A 21,532-nucleotide genomic window follows, 5' to 3' on the forward strand; every position below is an offset into this window, starting at 1 on the left:
CCTTATCAGCCAAGCTCCCGGCAGTATCGTGCATGTGGTGCAGCAGCGCGTCGGCGTCGCCTTCATGGGGTGCGGCCGGGAGATGTGTTGTCACCGGGAGAGTGTTCTGGCCAGGTCGTCAAGCAGGGTATCTGCGACCGCCTCTTCGTAGACGGCTTGATTGGTGCGTTGCATGGCTTCGGTGAGCCATGGATCCCAGGGAGTTGGATACGGCTTGCCACTGAGCGGGATGTGGTCATCGCCAGCAGCATTGGTGCCGGCCAGGTAGTCATCGGCGTTCATGCGCCAAGGGTGGGCCCTGTAACGCGTGATGAGCTGGTTGGTCATGTCGATGCCGGGCCAGTCGAAGTCACCGTGGTAGCGGAGCGTTGCCCCGCCTTTGCTGATAGCGCGGGCAAGGCGGTGGAAGGCGGTTGAGGGTCGGCCTTCGGTGCAGACCAACGGTGGGCTCTTCGGGCCGATTTCTCCGGCGGCCCGTCGTAGGACGGCGGGGTTCTCGCATGCGTAGACGATCGGCTGGTTGACGGAGATCGGCAGGGTGACGAGCTGATGGAGGGAGATATGGAAGGGTGTGCCGTGGCGGGCCGCGCCCGTGAGCCATTCGCCCAGGCCTTCGCCGTCAGCGGGCAGGTTGAGCACCAGAACACGGCTGGCGAGGTCGTCAACGATCACGTCGAAGGCGTCCCAGAGGTCGCGGCGCGCCTCGGCGCCGCTCGCGAGGGTGGTGTCCTTCGCGATAGCCAGGGCGCGGAGCACCAGGGTCGGGAGAGCACCGCTGCCGTGGTTGAGGGCTTTGGTGTCACCGGTGGTTGCTTCGGCAAGGACTGGGAGCATGAGCGGTGGCGCGTTGCCTGGGCGCGTGTGAAGGTGCTCGAGGACGCGGATGGCGCGGGTCAGCGCGGCGCCGTCGTTCTTGTTGACGAGGCTGGTGAGGGTGCCGTCTGCTGTGATCACGGTGAGCCAGCTTCGGTACCACGAGTGCTGTTCGTGGAGCGGGCTGGCTTCGGCGGCGGCGGCCAGTTCTGATCGCGCCCGACCCTGTGCTTGCTTCTGTCCCGGGCGATCGACGAGCGGTCCTCCGAACCGGCTGAGGAGGGCTGCCAGTGGGGCGCCGGTGGCAGCGTGGATGGCCGCTTCGAGGTCGGCGAGCTTCACCGTGATTCGGGCGATGCCCGGTGGCCGGTAGCTGCCCGTGATGCCGATCAGTGCCTCGCGTTCGGCTTCGGTGGGGGCTGTGATGCTCACCGAGCCGTCGAGCCGACCACCGGTGCGTTCGAGAGAGCGGCGCGCTGCCGCCAGCAGCCGCTGGTACTCGGGGCCGCCGTAGAGGTCCTGCGGGTCTGCCGGTGTCATCATTCCTCGTCGTCTTGTCCTTCGGTGAGGTCGTCGAGGTCGGTGTCGGGGTTGATGTCGGTGAGGAGGCCGTCACTGACGGGCGCGTGGCGGCGAGGTGCGAACCCGAGGATGTCTGCTGCCAGTTCGTCGGAGCCCGGGTAGCCGAGGTCGTCGTGGATCTGTTCGCCGTCCCAGAGCATGAGCATGGCGGAGACGGTGTGGGTGGCTTCGTCGTGGAGCATGTCGTAGTGCGAGATGCGCGGGACAGACGGGTAGGTGATCCACAGGTCGTGGCCGGTCATGAAGAGGTCGAGGTCGAACTTGACGGTCAGGGCGAGGAGGTCGGGGCGGTAGCGCTCGTCGATTCCGGCGAATGCCTCGTCCAGCGCGATCAGGCGCGGGCATGTGGGGTGGGCTGAGCCGTACTGGGCGTTGGCGGCGGCGAAGAGCGGCAGGTGAATGGAGGCGGACTTCTCACCGCCGGACATTTGGCTGTGCTTGGAGCGGGTGAGCTTCTCTTCCTTTCCTCCGGGGCGGGACAGGAGCAGCTCGAACCGGCGCCAGGATCGGTAGTCGAGGACCTGGGAGATGATCTGCTGGTAGGTCTTGCGGCGGTCGCGGGCTTGTGCGGCCCGGATCTGGTTGCGCAGGTGGGAGCGGAGTTCGGCGAGCCCTGCGGGCCCCAGTGCCCTGGCGTCCTTCTCGAGGAGCTTGTTGACGGCGCGCTGGGAGTCGGTCAGGTTGTCCGACTGGACCCAGCGGATTCCGACCCTGGTTCCGGAGGACATGGGTTTGGCCCGGGTGTCGGCGTCCATGTCCCTGACGAGGTCGCGTGCTTCGATGGTCCGGGAGTGGACTTGTTGGGCGAGGCCGGTGAGGAGGGTGTCCTCAAGCACGGTTCGCTCACGTTCTTCCAGGAGTACCTTCTGGTCTGCCACTTGCTCGGCCAGGCGGACGGCGAAGTCAACGACGGGCGCGGGACCGTCGTTGTCGCGGACGCGGGCGAGGATGATGTCGCCGTCGGGTTCCCATTCGAAGTGGTATCCCTGGCCGGAGGATGCCAGGGCGCTCTCGAGTGTGCTGAGGGCAGTGGACAGTTTGCTGGCGGTGCTCTTGAGGGCGCTGTCGGTGGCTGTCCGGCCGCGGGTGGCCTCGTCGAGGGCGTCATAAAGGGCGCACGTGGCATCGGGGAGGGCGCCGCGGGCTCCGGCTTCGGGGGTGAGGTCGGTGCTCGGGGCGGTGAGCCGCACCATAAGATCCTCTGCGGCCTGATCGGCTGTCGGCCACAGCTCGATGGGTGTCCAGTTGCTGTTGGTAGTCGCGCCCAGGACGCGGAGCAGGTCGGGCCTGCTGTACGGCTGGAGGGCGGCTGCCGTGCGCAGTTGTTCGGCGAGGGCCGTGGCGAGGGCCTCGTGGAGGTACTGGAGGGCCTTGTCGGCGCCGGCGAGTGCGAGCTGCTGGGCTGAGTGGTCCTTGTCGGCTTGTCGGTAGGCGTTCTGAGCGTCCTCGAGCTGCCGCTTCAGGGTGTTGATCTCTTCGTGGATCCGGCGCAGCGGTGCGCCGAGGGTCTCTTCCTGTTTCCGGAGGCGCTCGGCGAGCGCCGTGTGGTCGATACGTCGTTCTTCCAGCGCCTCGGCCTGTTCCTGGCAGGTGGCGGTCTGTTCGTCGACGGTGTTGCGTCGGTCGGTGAGGTCTTTGCGCAGGTCTGTGATGGTGCTCCTGGTTGTCTCCAGGGCGGCTGCGGCGGTGGTGAGGTCGCGGAGGGCGAGGTCCACGGCCTTGAGGCCTTCGGTGTCGGGGGGAAGCTTCAGGGCTGCTGCGCTCTTGTGGAGTTGGCGCTTGCGCTCGTGGGCTTCCGCGATGGCGTTGTCGAGTGCCTTGCTGGCGGTGGTGAGCCGGATTCGGGCGTCGGTCGCCTTGTTGGCGGCGATGACCACCTGTTGGGCTGCGGTGACGATGCTGGTGGTGCTCGGCAGTTGGGCGCGGGCGGTTGCGAAGGCCGCGAGGTTTCCGGCCGCGTGCTGGAGGTCGGCGGTCAAGGTCTTCAGGGTGCTTTCGAGGCCGGCGATGGCGGCGTCGTAGGCGTTGATCCGCTCGCGGCGGCGGGCGGCGCGTGCTGTCGCTCCGATGTACTCGGGCTGGTGCTTGGGGTGGGCGCCGCGGTGGACCCCGAGGGAGAACTGGCCGCGGGTGCTGACGGTTGCGGCCGAGTCGTGGTGGGTGCTCGGGTTCGACATGGCGAGGTCGTCGGTGAGGGCGATGGAGGCGAGGACGGCGCTGATGGCCTGCGCCTCGACATGTTCCTGCTCCTCGGGGACGAGGACGTCGGCGAGGGTGCGGCCGGAAGGGCGCTGTTCGGGGGGAAGCGGGTACAGGAAGCCGTCGGCCTCCTGGTCGGCGACGGCCTGGCGTGTGGCGCTGGGGTGCGGGTGTACCCATGCCGTGAGCAGGCCCGCGCCGTACAGGGCTCCTTCGAGCGCGGCTGTGTGCTCGGGGCTCAGGTGGTCGGCGAAGCGGACGAGCTGCCACAGCGGCGCGCCGGGGCGGTCGGTTCGGTCGGCGGGGCGCAGGTCGCTGGGCGGCGGGGCATCGTCGCGTTGCGCGGCCACGCTTGCACGTTCGGCCCGTGTAGCCTCCAGCGTGGTATCGGTCTCGTCGTACCGGAGTTGGAGTGCATCCTGGTGTCGGCGGGCCTGGGTGCGGCGCTCGTCAGTGGCGTTGTGAAAGACCTCCTGCAGGGAAGTTGCGCCGGGCTCGTCGGCCGTTGCCAGGGCCCGGGTGAGCAGAGCGGTGTCCTCCGGTCCGAGTACGGCGTGCGGGTCGGCGCCCATCCAGCGGTTGATGAATGCTGCCAGCTCGGCGGCTGCCTGCGTTCGCGTGTTGGCCAGTGCTCGGGCTGCTGCGTCGCTTTCGAGTTCGCACTCGGCAACCTCGGCCTCGGCCTTGTCGAGGGCGTCTTGGGCGGTCTTTTGCGCGCTGGCCGCGTCCTGGTAGCGGCTCAGGTGGCCCTGGACGACTCCGATGTCGTGACGCCGGGTGGTGGCTCGGGCGGCGGCTTGGGTCCTGACGTCCTCGGCCAGATCGAGCGGGTCGTCGTCAATCGGGATGCCCGCGTGACGGGCGTGTTCAAGCAGCGCGGTGACGTGCCGGCCGGCGGTCTTCTCCGCTGTGGTCAGCCTTTCGGCGAACCGTTCGGCTTCCTCTTCGAGCTTGGCTACATGCTTCTGGGCCCCTGTGAGGTTGGTCTCGGTCTCCTGAATGGCGCGGTCTTCCGCGCTGACGCGGGCGCGCAGCTCGTCGAGGTCCCGCTCGCCCTTGATCGCTTCGTGGTTCTTGAGGCCGTCCAGTTGAGCCTGTGTCTTCTTCGCCTTCTCCGCTGCCATGTTCCGTTCGGCCTGGGCCTTGGCCAGGGCCGCGGTGGCGTCTCGTCGCTGTTGGGCGGCGTCGGTGATCTTCTGGCAGTGCCCCGCCGTGGCCCGGAGCCGCTCGGCGACCTGGTCGACTCGGTGACGCGCGTGAACACGCATGTAGGCGGTGTACTCGCGCAGGAAGTCCTGGACGGCTGTGTCTGCGCCGATCAGTGCGTCGAGGACGTTCTGGATCTCGGAGAGGTTCTCGAAGTCACCAGCGGCCTGCTTGATCAGGTGTTCATCGAGCGGGCGCAGGCCGGCAGTGAGGGTGGCAGAAAGCTTGTCGGGGTCCAGGTCTTTGGCGAGCAGCGGGCGGCGCAGCTGCAGAAGCAAGTTGACGAGCTGGGCGTAGCGTTCGCGGCCGAGCCCGAACAGGCGACCGTCGACGGCGTCACGGTAGGCGGTGCTGGTGGCGTGGAGTGCCTCCTTCCCGATGAGCTTCTCCAGCTCCGTCTTGCGCAGCGGGCGGGAGTCGGCGGTCAGGAGGCCGAAGTCGACGCCGACGCGGCCGTCGGTGACGAAGAAGACACGACCGGGGCGCTCTTTCGCCTTGTGGGCGAGGAGGCCGATGCCGATGGTGACAGCCTCAAGGAGTCGGCCCTCGGGGGTCGAGCGGGTGAATTCCATCCACACGTAGCCGAAGTTGGACTCCTGGCCGCGGTAGAGCAGGTTGGACTTCATGGTGCGTTCTTCGCCGCTGAACGGGTCGAGGCGGCGGGCGTCGATGCTGCCGTCGAGGACAAGGGGAAAGAGGACTTCGAGGGCTTTGGTCTTGCCGGATCCGTTGTGGCCGCGCAGCACCAGGCGGCCGTCGGCGAAGACGAACTCCTCGTCGTCGTAGTCCCACAGGCCGATGATGCCGGCGCGGGACGGCTTGAAGCGGATGGTGGTGTCGACGGCGTTGGGAGTGGTCATCGGGTGACGTCCTCGGGTGCGCTGAAGTCGAAGGCGAACTGGCCGTCGACGCTCGGGCTGGGGAGGGCTGCGGTGATGTTGCGGTAGCGGCCGGCGGCGGGGCGGATGAGGATTCCGCCGGGGACGCGGTGGACCAGGCGCAGGTCCGCGAGAAGAGTGATCGCTTCATCCAGGAGGCCGGCGGGGTCGGCCTGCCATTTACTGGTGAAGGAGGACGACCCGAACTCCTCGTAGAGTTCGGTGATCATTTCCTCCAGCCGGGCCTGTTCGACGAGAGTCGCGGTCGCCGGCGGGTGTGGCGGCTGCGGGTCGTCGACGTACACGGCCACGGGTGGGTGCTGTCCGGGGGCGGGCGATTCGTCGGCCAGGGCGCTCAGAGTGGCTGTGTGGGGCAGGGCGACGTCGATGTGGGCGATGAGGGTGTGGTGTTCGTCGATGGGGTCGGGCGCGGGAAGCCGACTGAGCCTGCCCGCTTGGGTGGGGTCTTCTTGCAGGTCGGCGACTTTGGCAAGGAGCAGGCCGGCGGTGCGGTTGATCGCGCCGCCGCGTCCGGGGAATCGCTTGTCGGTGAAGTGTCCGGTGGTGTCGACCAGCATGACGCCTTCGGCACGGCGTTCGATCTTCAGGCCGGTGAACCGCGTGAGGTCTTCCACCAGCGCGGGCTGGCGCAATGCGCTGGCCGTCTCGGGGTCGGTGTCGGCGTAGTAGACCACCGGGTGCTCGATGACGGCACGGCGGGCGCGCTGGGCGGTGTAGCGGCGGCGGGCATCGCGGCCGGTACCGGTCGGCGCGGATTCGAGGAGGCCGGCCACGCTGGTGAGGTGCTGAAGGGGCTTTCCGGGCTTGAACAGCGCCGCGCACAGGCTTTGGTCGATGTCGTAGAGCGCGTCGCCGCGTTCGTGGTCCCGGGCCCAGTGCTGGGTGGAGCCGTCGGACAGGCGCAGGGCTCCGCGGTGGACGAGCCAGTCGATGACGTCGACAACGGCGTCCTTGTGTCCCGGGACGGTGGGGTCGAAGCCCAGGTGCTCGATGGTGTTGGCATACTGGGTGAGTTCCCGCACGAGGTCTGCGAGGTTGATCTCGATGCGTGAGTGGTTCAGGCAGGCGAGGACCAGGCAGAGGTAGGCGAGGCGGCGCCGGTCGAAGGGCCGTTTGCTGCTGCCGGCCGCGGTGAAGTCCTGGCTGCCGTCGAGGCTGTCGAGGCGGCGGGTCAGCCGGGCGTGGTAGGAGGTGGTGTGCAGGGTGTAGCCCAGCAGGGAGCGGAAGTCCTTCGCCAGCTCGTCGGCCCAGGGAAGTACGGAGGCCAGTGCGCCCTTCCGTGGATAGCTGTCGGTGACGAAGCTGTACCGCAGCATCAGGCGCGCTGCCTGCTGGTAGGAGCCGAGCTGGGCCGTCTCGACGGTCGCGGCGACACGGTGTGTTGTCATCAGCTGGGCTCCCTGGTGCGGGCGCTTCGGCGAGCCGAGGTGATCTCCAGGTGGAACCCGGGAAGGTGCAGGGTTCCGTTGACGGTCCGCAGTTGGCTGCCTCTTTGGTCGGGGATCAGGCGCAGCGTCATGACGTCGCTGGTTCCGGTGGATGGACGCAGGCGGCCGGCGACCACGGTGCGGCTCTCCAGGGCGCGGGTGAGCAGCTTCAGTACCGCCCGGGTCTCTGCTTCGTCCAGGATCCTGTCGTGGGTGCCGTGCTCGAGCAGTCCGCTCGCGGCGGCTCTCTCTGCGGCTCGGCTCTGCAGATGCTTCTGCCGCAGCGGTGCGCGAATTCCTCGGCTGGTGCGCACCGGTTGCGGCCCGCCGGGGGCGGGGCGTTTGCCGTGCTTGAACAGGCTGACACTGATCTCGACGCCGGGAGCGTCCCACCAGGTCGAGCGGCTGGAGATCTGCTCGTCATCGTCGTGGGCGCCGGCCAGGTGACGCACGTCGCGCAGGTCGAACGCCGCAGCCATCAGCGCGTTCGCCGCCTGCTGGTCCGGCGCTCCGGCGACCCAGGCCGCCAGGTGGCGGAGCTGGGTGGTGCGGCTGACGCCAGTGCGCCGGGATTCGGTGACCTGCCGCAGGAGGGCGATGACGCCGGAGATCGCGTCGCGGGTAGCGCCCTGCAGCTGGACGGCCTTCGGTTCAGCGGGATACTCGGCGACGAACCACTGGCGAAGCCCCGTCCAGCGTCGTCGCCAGTCTTCCCTGCGGGCAGCCACGCTCATCATGGGCCGCCCGTCGACGTCGGCAACGCGGTCGAGCATCGTTTCGATGCCGCTGTCCTCGACCTCGCGGACCGCGTCGAGCAGGCGGGGGGTGTAGCGCTCGAGCTCCGCCGAAAAGTCGCTCATATGTGCGAGCAGGGTGTGCTTGTGGCACAGGAACGTCTCAGGCGAGATGTCGGTGGTGCGGGCCACGTCGTTCAGCGTGAGGTAGAACCGGGCTGAACGTTGGGTCATGTCCTCCAGGACCGCGTCTAGTCGGGAGAGCTTCCGGTAGATCTCCTCGCGGTCCGCGCTGCGGTTCGCCGTCGCCAGGGCCGTCAGGTCCGCGAGGATGTCGGCGAAGACGAGCCGCGAAAGGTTCGCGTCCTCCACTCGGGCCCCGATCACGGCCTCCACCGCCGTGTAGGCCCGGTACCCGATCTCCGTGAACTGGTAGACCGACTGCCGGTTGCGGTACGCGGCAAGCGTTCCAGCGCGGGACGCATCCTCGACCCGGTGAAGAACCTTGCCGCCTTCCCGTCCCCGGTCCTGCTCACCCGAGAGAACATCCAGCATGTTCCGCAGATTCAGATCATCGGGGGCCGGCACATCGGCGTGCGTCTCGCCGAGTTCGGTCAGCGCTCGGGCCACATCAGCAGTGTGAACCTGTACCTGGTGAACCGCACGCAGGACGTTCATTGCCCTCAAGACCCACAAGTAGGCCGTCGAATCGTCGCGTTGGGTGAAGTTGAAGAGTCTGAGCCGGTCTCCCACCGCGAGCGAGTCGAGGTCGAATGATGTCGGCGCCGTGTCGCTCGGGCCCTCGTGTTCTGCCATCCAGGCCACTTCCCCTTCCCTCGTCGGCATCCCGCTCAACGGTGGCATGCCCCAGTGACATTCACGGCCCGGTCAGGCCATCAGCAACCGGAAGAATCCGGGTGGCGCTCGATGCGAGAGCTGGCTCCGCCCGCCGCTCGATGCTCACACTCTCCGCTCGCATCTCCCCGTCCCGAGCCCGCGCATGATCCGTACCGTAACCGCTGGCACCGGCAGTGCGCCGGGAGTTCACCCAACCGGCAGGCTGGCCAGCCAACTTCACGCACGGGCCGCAGGCCACGACGGGGGCGGCTGCGCGAAGAAGGGAAGATCGCCTGGGGACGACACGAAGAAGGGTGCCGGTGACGGGCTGACGGGTGCCCTTTTCCCCGCGGAGCGTCGGCGACCTGCGGCCCGGCACTCAGGCTACGGCTGTCGTCACGCGGCATCCGGCAGCTGCTCCGACGACATCACCGGTTCGCTCACGAGCTGGAACCCGCAGTCTCCCGGACGCCGACCCAGCCTCTGCAGCGTCAGGGCTGCGAGCAGTCCGGCCCCGGGTCCGATCACGGGCGAGCGCTGAGTCCCGACGAAGAAGATGCCGTCCACGTTCGGCTCGGCGCCACCCAGGTCGCTTCCAGAGGCGAGCGCGACACAGAAGCCCCACAGATCGGCACGCAGCCCGCTCGGCAAGCTGGGGTCGACGTAGACGAGCGGACGGCTCTCGCCGTCCTTGTCGTAGCCGAAGGCGACCGCGGCGCCGATGCCCTCGGGCAATGCGGGCGCATCCGAGGGCAGCTCCTCGGCCAGACCATGGTGGCGATCAACGACGATCGCCTTCAACTCGTCGATCACCTCCTCGTCGGTGCGCCAGCCACGCAGCGGGGCCCAGCGGCTCTCCTCGTAGAGCGCCTCGATGTCCGCTGCAGTGTGCCGGTCAGCGTGGGCAACCGCGTCAGCCACTGTGCCTTCGCGCTTTCTGGGGACGCTGAGGATTTCGAACTCGCCGTCGGACTCGAACGCCGGCGCGGCACACATGCCGGTGCCGGGCTTCCCGAGGTAGTACCCGATGAGCTTGCGGATGAGTCGCGAGAGGTCCTGGTCCGTCTGACCGGGTCGCACGTAGATGCGCAGGCCTCTCGACGGATCGCCGAGCATCGCGCCGAGCGCGTTGTACGGCATCTCCGCTTCGCGAGCTGTGGCGTTGAGAAGGTCAAGGAGGACCTCGAGCGGCAGGGCCCAGGCGTCGTGTGCGCGCAGCACATCGGCCCGCTCGCAGACCTGCGGCTCCTTCGAGCTCGTACGGCCCTCGGAGGCTCGCGGCTCGAAGCTGGTGACATTTTCGGCCATGTCGTGTCCCTTCATCGCAGTGGCGATCGATGAATCCAGTTTCTGCACGACCGACGTGCTGCACGGCCTAATCTGGAGAAGCGTGTTCAGCTGCGCTCTGGCCCCGCCAAGCTCCGGGAGCATTCCTCGGTTGCCGTCGGAGGATTAAGATCGCGTGGAGACCAGCTGTTCGATCTACCAGCTACCGAGTTCGCCACCGGGCAGGCCGAGGTTCTAACCCTGCTCTGAGCGTGAACCTGACCGGCTCGGACAATACGCTCGTCGCCGGATCGAGGTTCGCGAGCCTGGTAGCGAGTGTGGCCATGGCCAGGCGCTCGGGGAGTGCCTCGTGGAACTTCAGACCGCACATGGCCTGCCTTCACGTCGACATCGGGCAGGGCGCAGCCGTGCGGCCGCGTCGGCCGTGCCTTGCCTTCCACATCTGCGGAATGAGGTCGGCGCGTAGGCACAGGTATGAGCCCGACGAGGGTAGCTTTGAGTGGCCGGGAGTCGCAGACTGGCCTGACTATCCACCAGGCCAAGCGTCCGTAAATGGACCCGTCACGGCCAGCCTCGACCACAGCGACGCTCAGGCCCTCCAGAACGGCCCGAACCGCGGCAGCGAAGACTACTGCAAGGTGTACATCGCACTCCCATACGCCATCGAACCCTCGCGGTGTGATCGGAGGGATCGCCTATCGAGCTCGTGGTGGTTCGATCAACTGGTGGGCTCTGCTGGTCGCTAAGGTGTCTGCGGGTGACGCCGGATGATCAACGGCGCGTCCGCGACCCATTGCCGGGTGTCGGAGGACAGCGTCGCGTCTGCCGCCATGTTGGTCAGCGTGGCGACGGTGATGCCGCCGCAGGCTGTGTCGATCATCAGCATGAGCCTGGCTGCTTCAGAACGATGGGCGTCCGGCAGCGTGTGGTCCAACGCCAGCCCCGAAAGGCGGGTGAGTGCCTGCGCATGCTCACCTGCCAGGGCCAGCTCCATGCATAGCTGGATCGCCAGGAGCGCGGGCAGCTCCTGCCTAGTTGTCAGCATGCCCAGGACATGTCGGGCAGTCAGTCGACACTGGTCGTCATAGGCCGTGAGCTTTCGGGCGGCAAGCGCACGAATAGCCGGGGTCTCGACGTTGGACTCGGCGAGAGCAGTCAGGATGTCTGAAGCACGAACGCCGGCGCCTCGCCACTCCAGGGTGCCGATTCGCCTGACCGCGGCGATACGGTCGCTGTCACCAGGCGACAACGCATGGTCAACGAGCGCGGATTGCGCGGCTTCATGCAGATCCGGCCCCCAGAGCGCGACGCCTTCGAGTGTGCCAAACCACTCAGGCCATCTCAGTACCGCCCGGCCGGACAGGGCACCGATGTCATCGGCCAGACCGGCGCGAGCACGCGGTCCGAGGTCCGCCAACTCCTGCAAGACCCTCTCTCGCGCAATCAGATCGAGATCACCACTCACCAACTGTGCCCGGAGGATCGTATCCGCCACGTCGCGCACGGTCGGGTCCATATGCGCGAGATCTGCGGCCAGCGCGGCGAGTTCCAGTGGTTGCACTGCCCCGCGCACAGCATCTAGGACGTGCAGTGCCGCCTGAGCATCCGAGCCCTCCAATGTGCTCAGGAGCAGTGCGGCATTCATCTTGTCGATCCCCGCGGTGCCAGGGCCTTGCGCGATTTCGCTGGCATGTGCAATAGCTGACTCAGGGTCATGACTGGCAAGAGCGATCGCCATCGTCAGCCGCTCCGCGGGGTTTCGGGAGCGAATAGCAGCTCTCTTGAGCAGACGGAGTGCTTCATCACGGTCAGCGGCAACAGTCGTGCGGATCAGCTCGTCGACCGCCTGGCACCAACTACTCGCAATATTGGTGAGGCCTATTGCGGCTCGGCTGTCCAGGTAGCTGACGGCATCAGCCCGGAATTCCCCGCCCAGCCCCAGAAGGGTGGAGACCACGATGTAAGGGTCGGCGGTGCGGCGTCGGGTGAGGAAATGGACTGCAGCATCGAGATCAAGGAGGCGGAGCGCCTGGACGATCGCGGTACGGGCGGTATTGGGCAGTTTGAGGTCCAACGCGATAAGGCAGACCCGCTCCGTAACTTGGCCGCGCATCTCGGTGGACCTTGATGCGAGCGTACCTAGCACGGCGGTGACAGCCACGAAGTCCCAGGCGGTCATTTCGGGCGTCAACAACGCGAGGCTTGCCCGCTGGTGCACGGCGTCTCCGTGGGCCAGAAGCGCCGCCAGTAGGAGCCGCTTCGTCCTGCTGAGCGGCGCTGTGTTGGGGGTTACCAACGAGGTGAGGGCCGGTGTTCTTTCCAGCAGTTGCTGAATGTGATCTGCGAGTCGAGATCCAGCGGCTGGTCGGTGATTGGAAAGCCAGGCCGCGACCAGCGGCCAGTACTGAACGCCTCGGCCTCCCGTAACTCGGGATTCGCCGTGGCCTCGTAGCCCGTTCGCAATCGCGTTGACCAGTACCTCAGCCACCGCATCAACCACGTCCTCGGCACGTGCTCGACTATCCAAAGAGAGGAAACTTCCGATGCCCCCTGGCACCTCTGAGTCCTGCTGCCTGTCTGCAACCGACTCCAGCCCCGGCGACGAACAACGATGCGTAATCGGATTAGGCCATCCGGCCGGGCTGAAGCCACTGCGCTCTTCGGGGTGGTTGTCCAGGTTGAGTGGATCGACCACCATCGAAAACGAATGACCCTGCATGTCGCCAGGCTGGACAGGCCGCAGTTCCAGGGGCATAGCCTGAGCAACTTCGCCGGCCAGCATGTCCCCCGCCCACTGACGGTGGAAGGGATGGACAGATGTACCGCCTCCGGCAAGGCCCATCAGGCCGTCTTGCGCCATCTCTGGTTGTCCTGAATCCAGCAGCAGTCGGGCGGCCTCGAGTCGGCGCCCACCGGAGACACCGGGGTCAGCAAGGAGGCGTTGCAGCACCTTCAAAGCGTGTGACCGGTGCGGCTCGCCGCACCGTAGGAGGGTTCGTGAGGCGGCGATGCGAAGTGGCTCCGGTGCTGCAACGTCGTCGATGACGGTGTGCAAGACTCGCTCGACGGGGCGGGATACCGCACGGAGCAGATCGAGCACGGCAATGGCGTGATCATGAAACTGCCGGTCGTGTGTAGCGCGCCAGAGCCAGTAGTCGAGGGTTCGAGCAAGCGCGGCGTGCTGCCCTCGAGCTGCTGGCACACCGTTCGACAGCAACTTGACGGCCAGGATTCGGGCGAGATCGTTGCCGGCCAGGAGCCAGTCGAGGAGTTCCTCGGCCTCTTTGTTGAGCAAGGCACGGTGAAGAATGGTTCGTTGATGCGCTGCGCCACCGGGGGCACAGGCGAGCCGCAGGACTCGCCACCACGCCGCCTCGTCGGGATCGAAGCGAGACGGAAGGCGCCGGGCATCCAAGAGATCACAGATGTGCTCGGCGAAGGTGTGGTGGGTGAAGCGCAATCCATCGCCGTCGTGTGCGAGCAGCCCGGTGGAGGTCAGTACGGAAGCGACGACAGCCGACCAGTCGGGCGGCAGTGGCTGAGGCGCGATGCCTTCGCGGCGAAGCCAGTCCAGAGCAGTGGCCAGCAGGGACCGGGTATGCAATGCATGAGGCGCGAGATACTCGATGAGATTCACACGTGCTTCGATGAGGGCCTGCGCGATACTCTCCGCCTGCGGCCAGCCTGCCAGGCGCGCACGAATATCATCCATCAGTTGCCGGGCCCGCGAGTCGTATAAGTAGGAGAAGTAACGCTCGTACAGGTCGAACCGGCTTGCGGGCAGTGGGTGTTCCGGGTCTTCTTCGAAGACGATGGCAGCAACGGTGATCAGCAGTGGAATAGAGGCAACTTCCGCGAATCGCGCCTCCCCCAGTTCAGCAAGGAACCGGTGGGCGAGACCCTCATCCTGGGCGAACCACGCCTTAGCGAACTCGGCACGCTGGTCATGGCGAAAGGGCTCAATCGTGTATTGGGTGAGGTCCTTGTCCCTCTCCCACGCCCGGCGTTCAGCCATTGGCAGGGGACGTGTCGTCACCAGTAGGTGGTAGTCGCGAGACTGCTCCATGAACACCATCAGCCGCTGGGTGAGCTCGTTGCGCTCCAACGGGTCTGTCACCTCGTCGAGCCCGTCGATAATGATGAGCCATCGACTTCCGGGTGCCTGAGACTCCAACAGGCCCGGATCCAAGCAGTGGGGCAAGAAGCGGGCCAGGCTCACGCGAACCGCGTCTGCGACGGCGGTCATCAGCCGAGTGCGCGGGCGAGCCGCCAAATCCCGGGCCAGAACACGGACGGGCAGAAGCGTGATGTCGCTCCGCCCGCCGGTTAGAAGCAGCTGCCGGGTCGCAAGCTGCAGGGTGAGGCTGGACTTCCCGGAACCGGCCTCCCCGATGAGCAGGACGTGGCGGTGTGCAGCCAGTGCCGCCTCTACGGTCTTGGGCTTCAGGGCTTCTAGGTCTGGTGCTGCGACATTGGTGTCTGGGTGAGAGGCCATGGCACCTCCGGCGACGAGCGATGTCGAGACCTGCTGACGCACATAGACGGTGGCAGGATCCTGGCGGTGAAGTCCCACCGCCCGATAGGGAAACGCCCGGGCGGCGCTGCGCTGGGCCTGTAGCAGTGCCTGTACGTCAGACGACTGGGCTTCAGACTGACCTCGGGACGATCCGAGACAGTGCTCCGCGATCGCATCTGCCCGGATCGCGTAGCTCTGCCGAGCCGGATCGGCGCTATTCAGCTTGGTGTAGGGCAGGACGTGATGCGCACTGACGAGCATGCCGATGACGACCTGGCGCTCGCGGTCCCACAACGGACTTCCGCTGTAGCCGGGCTGCACAGCATGACCGGTCGCCGACCCGCCCAGCACCAGCCACTCATCGGCCACTCCGGTAACCCGTGTGGACACGATCGTTGTGGGTTCACCGCTCCCGAACCATGTCCAGGCCTCCTTCCCAAGCTGCGGGGCGGCGAGTGTGATAGGTCGACCTGGAAGTGAAAGCACGTCAGCTACGCGCAGCAGGGCAATATCTCCGCGCCACCGCTGGTCAGTGCTACGGAGTCTGCTCCCGGCGCCGCCTAGCGAGCGTGCCGGCCACCAGCCGCTGACGCGTGCTCGTGCCCGGACGCCAGGGGCCACAGGGAAGGCCACCGTCACCGTGTCTGCCTCGTTGGGCTCTTCGGCAGCGAACTGGCCGCGCCCCAATGCAAGGTTGACCACATGTGCGCATGTAAGAATCTCCACCTGCCCCGGCTCGGCAGACGCCACAAGGACTCCGCCGCCGACTACCCGTCCATCGGGCTGCAGCACCGAGGCAAACGCGGAACGAATCGGTTCATCCGCTGTCGGTGGATACACCGTTCCAGCGCTCCGGCTCACTCAGATACTGCCTCGGGACCACCGACTTCGCTCACACTTGTGCTGTTCAAGCGCCAGGTTGCCGAGACGTTGAAGCTGGCCTCGCCACCACTGATGATCGCGAGCTTCAGCCCGGCCGTGAGCTTGATCCCGAACTCGACGGTCAGCTCTTCAGGTGCCTGCGGAAGCCGCGTGACCTGGTCGTGCAAGCTCCTGAGGACTGGAACCAGTGGGGCAAAGGCGTCATTCAGGCTCTGGCCTGCATGTTGCACGACACGCGCACCGATCCCCACCGGCTCGATCGCCGAGCTGCCAGGCATCTGGTGGAGCGCATCGGCAGCAGCCGTCGCATGCTCGGTAGGCCACACCTCGACCAAGACGTCAGTACCGTCCGGGAAGTTGAACTCCACGAAATCAGACACGGTCCCCCCGCATTCGCCATGATATGAGCAGCTGTGTGCGACTGCCCCAGGAGCCTCAAGCTCAGCTGAGGGTACCGCCTCAGCTCGCCCAGCCCCGTCGAATCACCCAACTACGGCAAACGGCTACCTCGCGGGATCGCCGGCTCGGCGGCGTTCATCAAATCCCTCGCCTACTACAGAGGGCAGTTCTGCAGCCTCGTACCAGGACCCTCTTCTGCCGTTGCCGCGCCAGGGCCGCGGTGGAGCCCGACCTCCTCAGTGGGCTCAGCCAGCCTCCACACTCGTCCTTCCCCTCCTTGGACCGTGTGCCTATGACCATCGCCCATGACCGAGGCCGCTTGAGGGGCTCCCGAACACGGAGGTCTTGGCAATCCGAGGCTGGGCGTCACTGTGACGCCGTACGAACTGACCCTCCTCGATCAGCTTCCGCTTCCTCTCCTCATGGTCCGGCCACATGTCGGGCCCACGCACGCGGAGGTGCCCTGGGGAACAGGATGGCGACCTCGTCAACGGTGTCGTCAGCTCTGCCCATGCGGAGGCACCCCGCCTCGCCCGTCCGCAGCCGCCTGCCACCGTCACCACGCTGCATGCTGTCCCGGCTGCCACTACGTCGACCACCGATATCGCTCCTGGCGCGCAACCGGTACAACCGACAACCCGGCAGAAGGAACAGCGCGGCCCCGGCCCTCACCCAGAAGCCGGGGCCGCAGTCGGCGATCAGGCGCGCAGGCGGCTGCGGTTCTCCGCCTGGGTCAGGAGACCGAGGACCGCCCGATCCTGCCAATGCGCGCGCCACCGGTCGGCCTGGTCGCGATCGACGAACAGCCCGAGGCCGTAGTCGGTCGAAGGGGTCAGCTCAATGGCCTCCCACCCGCCCTCGGCGGCGGCAAACCCATCGGCGATCTGGGCGAACGCCGGGCCCCGGAAGTGGCTCACGGCGGTGTCGCTCGTGTCCAACGGCACTCCGGACAGGTCAGAGGTGAACGTCCCGGCGGCGCGCCGCGACTCGAAGTAGGCGGTCTTCTTGTCCTCGATCTCCACCTGCATCACGTTGTGTACCTGGGAGCGGAGGCTCGGGGTCGTGAGGCAGGTCTTGTAAGAGAAGTCGATCGCGCTGCCGTCCGTCCGCACCACCTCGAACCCGGGGTATTTGCCTTTCTGCGGAGGGGCGATCCGGATGCCGGCCACACCTACGCCGATCTTCTCCTCGGCCTCGTGATGCATGTCGAGAAGGTCCCGCACAAGATCGAACTCCTCATCGACCAACTCAGTCCCGATCGGGTTCCCGTGCAAGATCTTGCGCACCGCGTCGGCAGCCGCCGTCTTCGTCGTGTACCGACGTCGCCCGATCCAAGTCACTGCCATCAGATCAACCTCCTGATCATCCGCACGCCACATCCGGGTGCCCCACAACGATGGACCCGCCGAACGGCACAACGGAAGCGAGCATCGGATGTGCAAGGGGAGTTCGCACATCCCACACCATCCCTTCGGGTGCGCCCTGGCAGGCTCTCAACCCCTTCGAGCGCATCCTGACGAAGCGCCCCTGCCCATGACGGCCGGACCACCCCACGGGGCAGAACCGTCCCAGCGGCCGTCTGGCGTGCCCTACCCGACGCCGATCCGCTCTGTGCTTCGCCTGCCGGGCCGGCACGTCCGCCCGACACCACGCGGGTGCCGGGCCCGTCCGCGAGGAGCCCCCGGTCCGACCCCTGGCACGGCTTCGTCCGCCCCCTGGAGTCCTGCGGAGCCGCGCAGGAACAGGACCCGGGTTACACGGAGACCGTCACCGCGATCGTCGGCGGCAACACCTTCGACGCCTACTCAGGCTCGGCGGCCCCGCGCCAACCGATCGGCGGCGTACTCCTCCCCGCGCGCCGCAGGGCCGGCGCGACCGACCTGGAGTTCGCCGCCGCTTCCTCACTCCGGGGCGAGCAGGCCACCGTCGTTCACGTGGACAGGTGGACCATGTAACTCAAGTCTTACTATAAATAGTTGAATTGACCGCGTGAAGGCAGTGGATCTAGCCTGGGCGTGTACGAGCCCTCCACGACCTAGTGACCGGCATTCGGCAGGCGGCCGAACGCTACCCGGAAACTCTGACTGGCGGACCTCACAGACTCGTTGAGTCTCAGCAGGCCGTCGAGACAGGGCCCGGGGAGCCTGGTAGTGGGGAGACGCAGCACGTATCGCCCGAATCCGTGTGTCCGACCGTGTCTCAGCCCGGTTGGTCGATCAGTTCGAAGCGGTGCAGCCGCAGATCATCCTGATCATGTTCGGATTCGAGCGAAAGGCCGGGAACCACCATCAACGCCCATCAGTCGGTCGACCGTTTGTGGTACGTCGACGATTCCGGGATCCCCAAGACCGGCCTCGCGCTCTACACCGCGATCGGGGCCTCCCCCGTACTGGCCCCTGAAGTCTTAGCCGACTGGCGGAACATGCGCCGCCGGTGGAACCACGAGCACAGCGTGCCAGTCGGTTTCGAGCTGCACGCGACCGACTTCCTCGGAGGGCGTGGCCGTCCGGGCGGTTTGAATCCCCGCAAGATCGAGCGGTACCGCATGGCCCAGGAGGCCCTCTCCGTGATCGGTTCCTGGCCCTCACTCGACATCGTGACGGTCTACGCCGAAGAGCCCTCGCACTGGGGGACGGCGAAGCGGCGGGCTTACGAGGGGCTGCTCCGTCGCCTGGACCGGCGGCTGGCCGAGATCGGTGAACCTGCTGGGCTGATCGTCGACGGGGACGGGACCGAGGGGCTCTACGAAGAGGTCCACCGGCTGGTGAACCCCCGGTGGATCCCACTGCCGGCCGCGCAGGCTCCGGCCGACACCTCGGAGTGGCTCCAGATGGCGGACCTGGTGGCACACGCCGCGTGCCAGTCGATCGCCAGGCAGGAGGCGAAGCGGATGATGTGGGGCTGGTTCGGCCGGTATCTGCCGAAGGCCCCGGCTCCGGAACGGAGTTGACCGAGGGATCGGACAGGGCGGCGGCATGACGAGACCCCGGCCGTCGGCCGGGGTCCGTGAAAGCAGACCTGGCACGCGCACGGGGCGCGAGCCCTGACTGCGCTCCCCAGTCTAACTGCCGAGGCAGTGGCCAGCCAGTGGAGCAATCGAGGGAAATCAGCCAACTTTGACAGTCTCTTGAAAGGAAAAACATGTCTTACGCCAGCGAATCCCATGTCATCGATGAGGAAGATGGCGACCACGGATCCAGTGTCGTGACACCGGCGAGTAACCCCGAGAGCATCTCGTTCCGTTTCGCGGGGGAGGAGTTCACGGTATCGGGATTCGAGCGGACCCTGCCGACTCCCGCCACCGCAGGTGATCGTTCCGCACTGGTTCGAGCGGGTCTGGCAGCCGAGGGCGCTTCACTGGACGAGGACGGGTGGCACGTCGTGGCTCGTGCCGTCGTCTCCCCCGACGCGGCGGCAGCCCAACTGCGCTCCTCCAAGGGGCAAGCGCCCGCATTGATCGAAGAACACGTGGAGGGGGCAACGCTCCGCTCGCTCCACACCAGGGTATGGCTGACCGAACTGTTCCCGGGGCACCAGCCGCGGACCAGCCAGGGAGCACTGCCCGTGAACGATCCGGAGGTTCACGGCGATGTGGACGAGGACGGACGACCGTACGCCCGTGTCGTCTACCGCTACCGCGACCGCGACCATCTGCGGGACCACCTGACGCAGACCATCGAGCAGACTCGACACGCCAATCCGAATCCCTACGACCGGTCGATCCTGGCCCGGCGGATCACCCGTGCCGTCATCGCGCACCCGTGCCGGCTCGAGTTCGCCGACGGCAGCGAACACATCGACGTCCTCGCCGTGCGCGACGGCATCACGCGTCTGACCAGTGCCTGGGCACTGCTCACCGAAGGGGAAGCACCGTACGCCGACGACATCGCCGCGACGGCTCTCAAGGTGCTGACCGCCGAGAAGCCCCAGCGACGCGGTGCCAGCGAGAAGGCGCTCAGCCAGCGCATGGCGCTCGGTCGGCAGGAGGCACTCGTCGGCTTCCTCGCCGAATTCCAGCGCGGAGTGAACGAGGCGCAGCCGACGGACCGCGCGGTGCGCCTTGGCCAGACCCTTGTCCTGCCGGCCCAGGTCACGGTCGGCGTCCACCGGCACAGCTCGGCCGGGCTCTCCGCGGAGGAGGTCTTCGACGACGCGATCCGCTCCATCCTCGCCTCGATCCACGTCGAGTTCCGGCATTGGGACGCGGCAGCGCAGAACGTCGAGGTCGGTACCCGGGCGATCAGCCGCATCCGCCTTCCCGGGCTGCCGCAGCACAATCTCCTGGAGGAGATCATCGGGCTCGCGATCGGTCGCCGGAAGCCAGCGGAACTACCCGCCGTGTTCCAGAACAACCGCATTCCGGGCACAGCACTCTGGCGGGCCGTCTACCTGGTGAACTTCCTCACCCGGCCCGAGATCTTCGAGCAGGTCAAGCGGTTCGCCAAGGACATCAAGGGCACCAGCAAGATGAGGACGGCCGGGTACGCGGAACTCCTCGGGCCAGTCATCGACCTGCCCTGGCGCGGGTACAAGGCGGGATCGCTCCAACAAGCGCGGAACGCCTGGGCGAACGGCGGCGTGCTCACCAAGGGCGTCATGGGGAACTGGCAGCCGGTTCCCACGGCGGACTTCGCCGAACTCGTCCAACCCGCGTTGAACGGCAACGAGAGTGCGCGGCAGACCCTCGCGGTGGCCGGAGGGGTCGCGCTCATCACGGACAAGCTCATCACGCGCAACGTCGGGTCGGCGGTGGGTCGGACGGTCCCGTTCCGCGCCAACGCGGACCAGATCATCGCCGGGCTCACAGAGTCTGAGGAGGGGTTGTGGACCCTGGCCTTCGCCGCCAAGGCCTTCGACCCTGAGCGGGAGTGCCTCAACGCCTTCACCGACACGCAGCTCCTCGGACGCAACACGGCCACGATGTACTCCGTCCCAGCGGTCGACCTCACGGCCGAGGACAAGATCCGCAAGGACGCGGGGGGTGTGGCCCCCGAAGCACTCAGCCAGTGGAGCATCGTGGTGCTCTCCGACCCGGGGAAGGCTCGCGAGGTCGAGGACGAGCAGAACTCGGAGAAGGAGAAGGCCAGCGCCGATCAGTCCATCCACGCCCAGTTGGCGGCCGAGCGGCGAGCCCTGCGCAATGCCGTGAACGACGCGCGGCAGGCCGTGAAGCGGCTGATGGCCCTCGCGGAAGCTCCTGAGGCACGGGCCACCACCTCGCACCCGTTCGGATCGGCCGAGGAGCAGAACCGCATCATCGACGAGGTGCGCAAGTTGGGTGGCGACATCCTCGTGAACTCCCCGGCCGTGGATCGTCGAGATGACGAGGAGCACGAGGACGACGACGAGGAGTACGAGGACGTCGAGTAGCCGGGGCCGTCGGGACGCGTGGGGTGGGGGTGAAATTGACGGGGTGGGTGAGGGGTGGGCCGATAGGTGGGGCGAACGGGAAATTCGTGTTGCTTCTGATGAGGACTGGCCGAGCATCTATTCGTTCCACTCCGTGATCACGGCCGAGGGACGGACGTACGCGTTTCCCGAGGGGCAGGAGTTAGAGGAGGCACGGCCGTCATGGACGGGAGGATCGTGAGCTCGGCGAGTATGGAGCTGAACAAGCCGGGGCACTGGGTCGCCGCGATCCGTCGAGTCGCGGATCATCTTGTCCGCCTCGCGACCGACCGGACCGGCATGGGCCGTGCGAAAGCGATCCATCTCGTTACCCCTGCGGCCATGCGGTCGGACCTGGGTCGG

The 21,532-nt window shown here is 66.9% G+C and carries 11 protein-coding genes; 3 read left to right on the plus strand and 8 right to left on the minus strand.

Annotated elements, in window-relative coordinates; genetic code table 11:
- Positions 1-90: 90 nt before the first annotated feature.
- From ACFWP2_RS15585 to ACFWP2_RS15620, 8 genes are all read right to left on the minus strand, one after another.
- Entirely contained in the window at positions 91-1,356 is a 1,266-nt protein-coding gene (locus ACFWP2_RS15585; protein ID WP_380451254.1) for a TIGR02679 family protein, read from the minus strand.
- Positions 1,353-5,660, minus strand: a complete 4,308-nt coding sequence (locus ACFWP2_RS15590) for a TIGR02680 family protein (protein WP_380451256.1) — start codon at positions 5,658-5,660, stop codon at positions 1,353-1,355. The genes ACFWP2_RS15585 and ACFWP2_RS15590 overlap by 4 nt, the downstream gene beginning before the upstream one ends.
- On the minus strand, positions 5,657-7,087 hold the full coding sequence (locus tag ACFWP2_RS15595) for a DUF2398 family protein (protein WP_380451258.1): 1,431 nt from the start codon (positions 7,085-7,087) through the stop codon (positions 5,657-5,659). The genes ACFWP2_RS15590 and ACFWP2_RS15595 overlap by 4 nt, the downstream gene beginning before the upstream one ends.
- On the minus strand, positions 7,087-8,676 hold the full coding sequence (locus ACFWP2_RS15600; protein ID WP_380451260.1) for a TIGR02677 family protein: 1,590 nt from the start codon (positions 8,674-8,676) through the stop codon (positions 7,087-7,089). The genes ACFWP2_RS15595 and ACFWP2_RS15600 overlap by 1 nt, the downstream gene beginning before the upstream one ends.
- A gap of 417 nt (positions 8,677-9,093) precedes the next feature.
- Complete coding sequence (locus ACFWP2_RS15605) at positions 9,094-10,053, minus strand: hypothetical protein (RefSeq protein ID WP_380451263.1); 960 nt, start codon at positions 10,051-10,053, stop codon at positions 9,094-9,096.
- A gap of 673 nt (positions 10,054-10,726) precedes the next feature.
- The gene (locus ACFWP2_RS15610) at positions 10,727-15,361 is read right to left on the minus strand and encodes a trypsin-like peptidase domain-containing protein (RefSeq protein ID WP_380451265.1); all 4,635 of its coding nucleotides are present in this window, start codon (positions 15,359-15,361) and stop codon (positions 10,727-10,729) included.
- Positions 15,358-15,750, minus strand: coding sequence for a CU044_2847 family protein (locus ACFWP2_RS15615; protein WP_380451267.1), 393 nt, complete (start codon positions 15,748-15,750; stop codon positions 15,358-15,360). Before ACFWP2_RS15615 ends, ACFWP2_RS15610 begins: the two co-directional genes overlap by 4 nt.
- Before the next feature lie 729 nt (positions 15,751-16,479).
- On the minus strand, positions 16,480-17,127 hold the full coding sequence (locus ACFWP2_RS15620; protein ID WP_380451269.1) for a DCL family protein: 648 nt from the start codon (positions 17,125-17,127) through the stop codon (positions 16,480-16,482).
- A 309-nt stretch (positions 17,128-17,436) separates the two neighbouring features.
- On the opposite strand from ACFWP2_RS15620, the gene ACFWP2_RS15625 reads away from it, so the two are divergent.
- From ACFWP2_RS15625 to ACFWP2_RS15635, 3 genes are all read left to right on the plus strand, one after another.
- The gene (locus ACFWP2_RS15625; protein WP_380451271.1) at positions 17,437-17,736 is read left to right on the plus strand and encodes a hypothetical protein; all 300 of its coding nucleotides are present in this window, start codon (positions 17,437-17,439) and stop codon (positions 17,734-17,736) included.
- A gap of 359 nt (positions 17,737-18,095) precedes the next feature.
- Positions 18,096-18,731, plus strand: a complete 636-nt coding sequence (locus ACFWP2_RS15630; protein ID WP_380451273.1) for a hypothetical protein — start codon at positions 18,096-18,098, stop codon at positions 18,729-18,731.
- 191 nt (positions 18,732-18,922) lie between these two features.
- Positions 18,923-21,151 (plus strand): hypothetical protein, encoded by a 2,229-nt coding sequence (locus tag ACFWP2_RS15635; RefSeq protein ID WP_380451275.1) that lies wholly within the window; start codon positions 18,923-18,925, stop codon positions 21,149-21,151.
- The last annotated feature ends 381 nt before the right edge of the window (positions 21,152-21,532 follow it).

The sequence above is a fragment of the Kitasatospora sp. NPDC058444 genome (genome assembly GCF_042721415.1).
Classification (GTDB): Bacteria; Actinomycetota; Actinomycetes; order Streptomycetales; family Streptomycetaceae; genus Kitasatospora.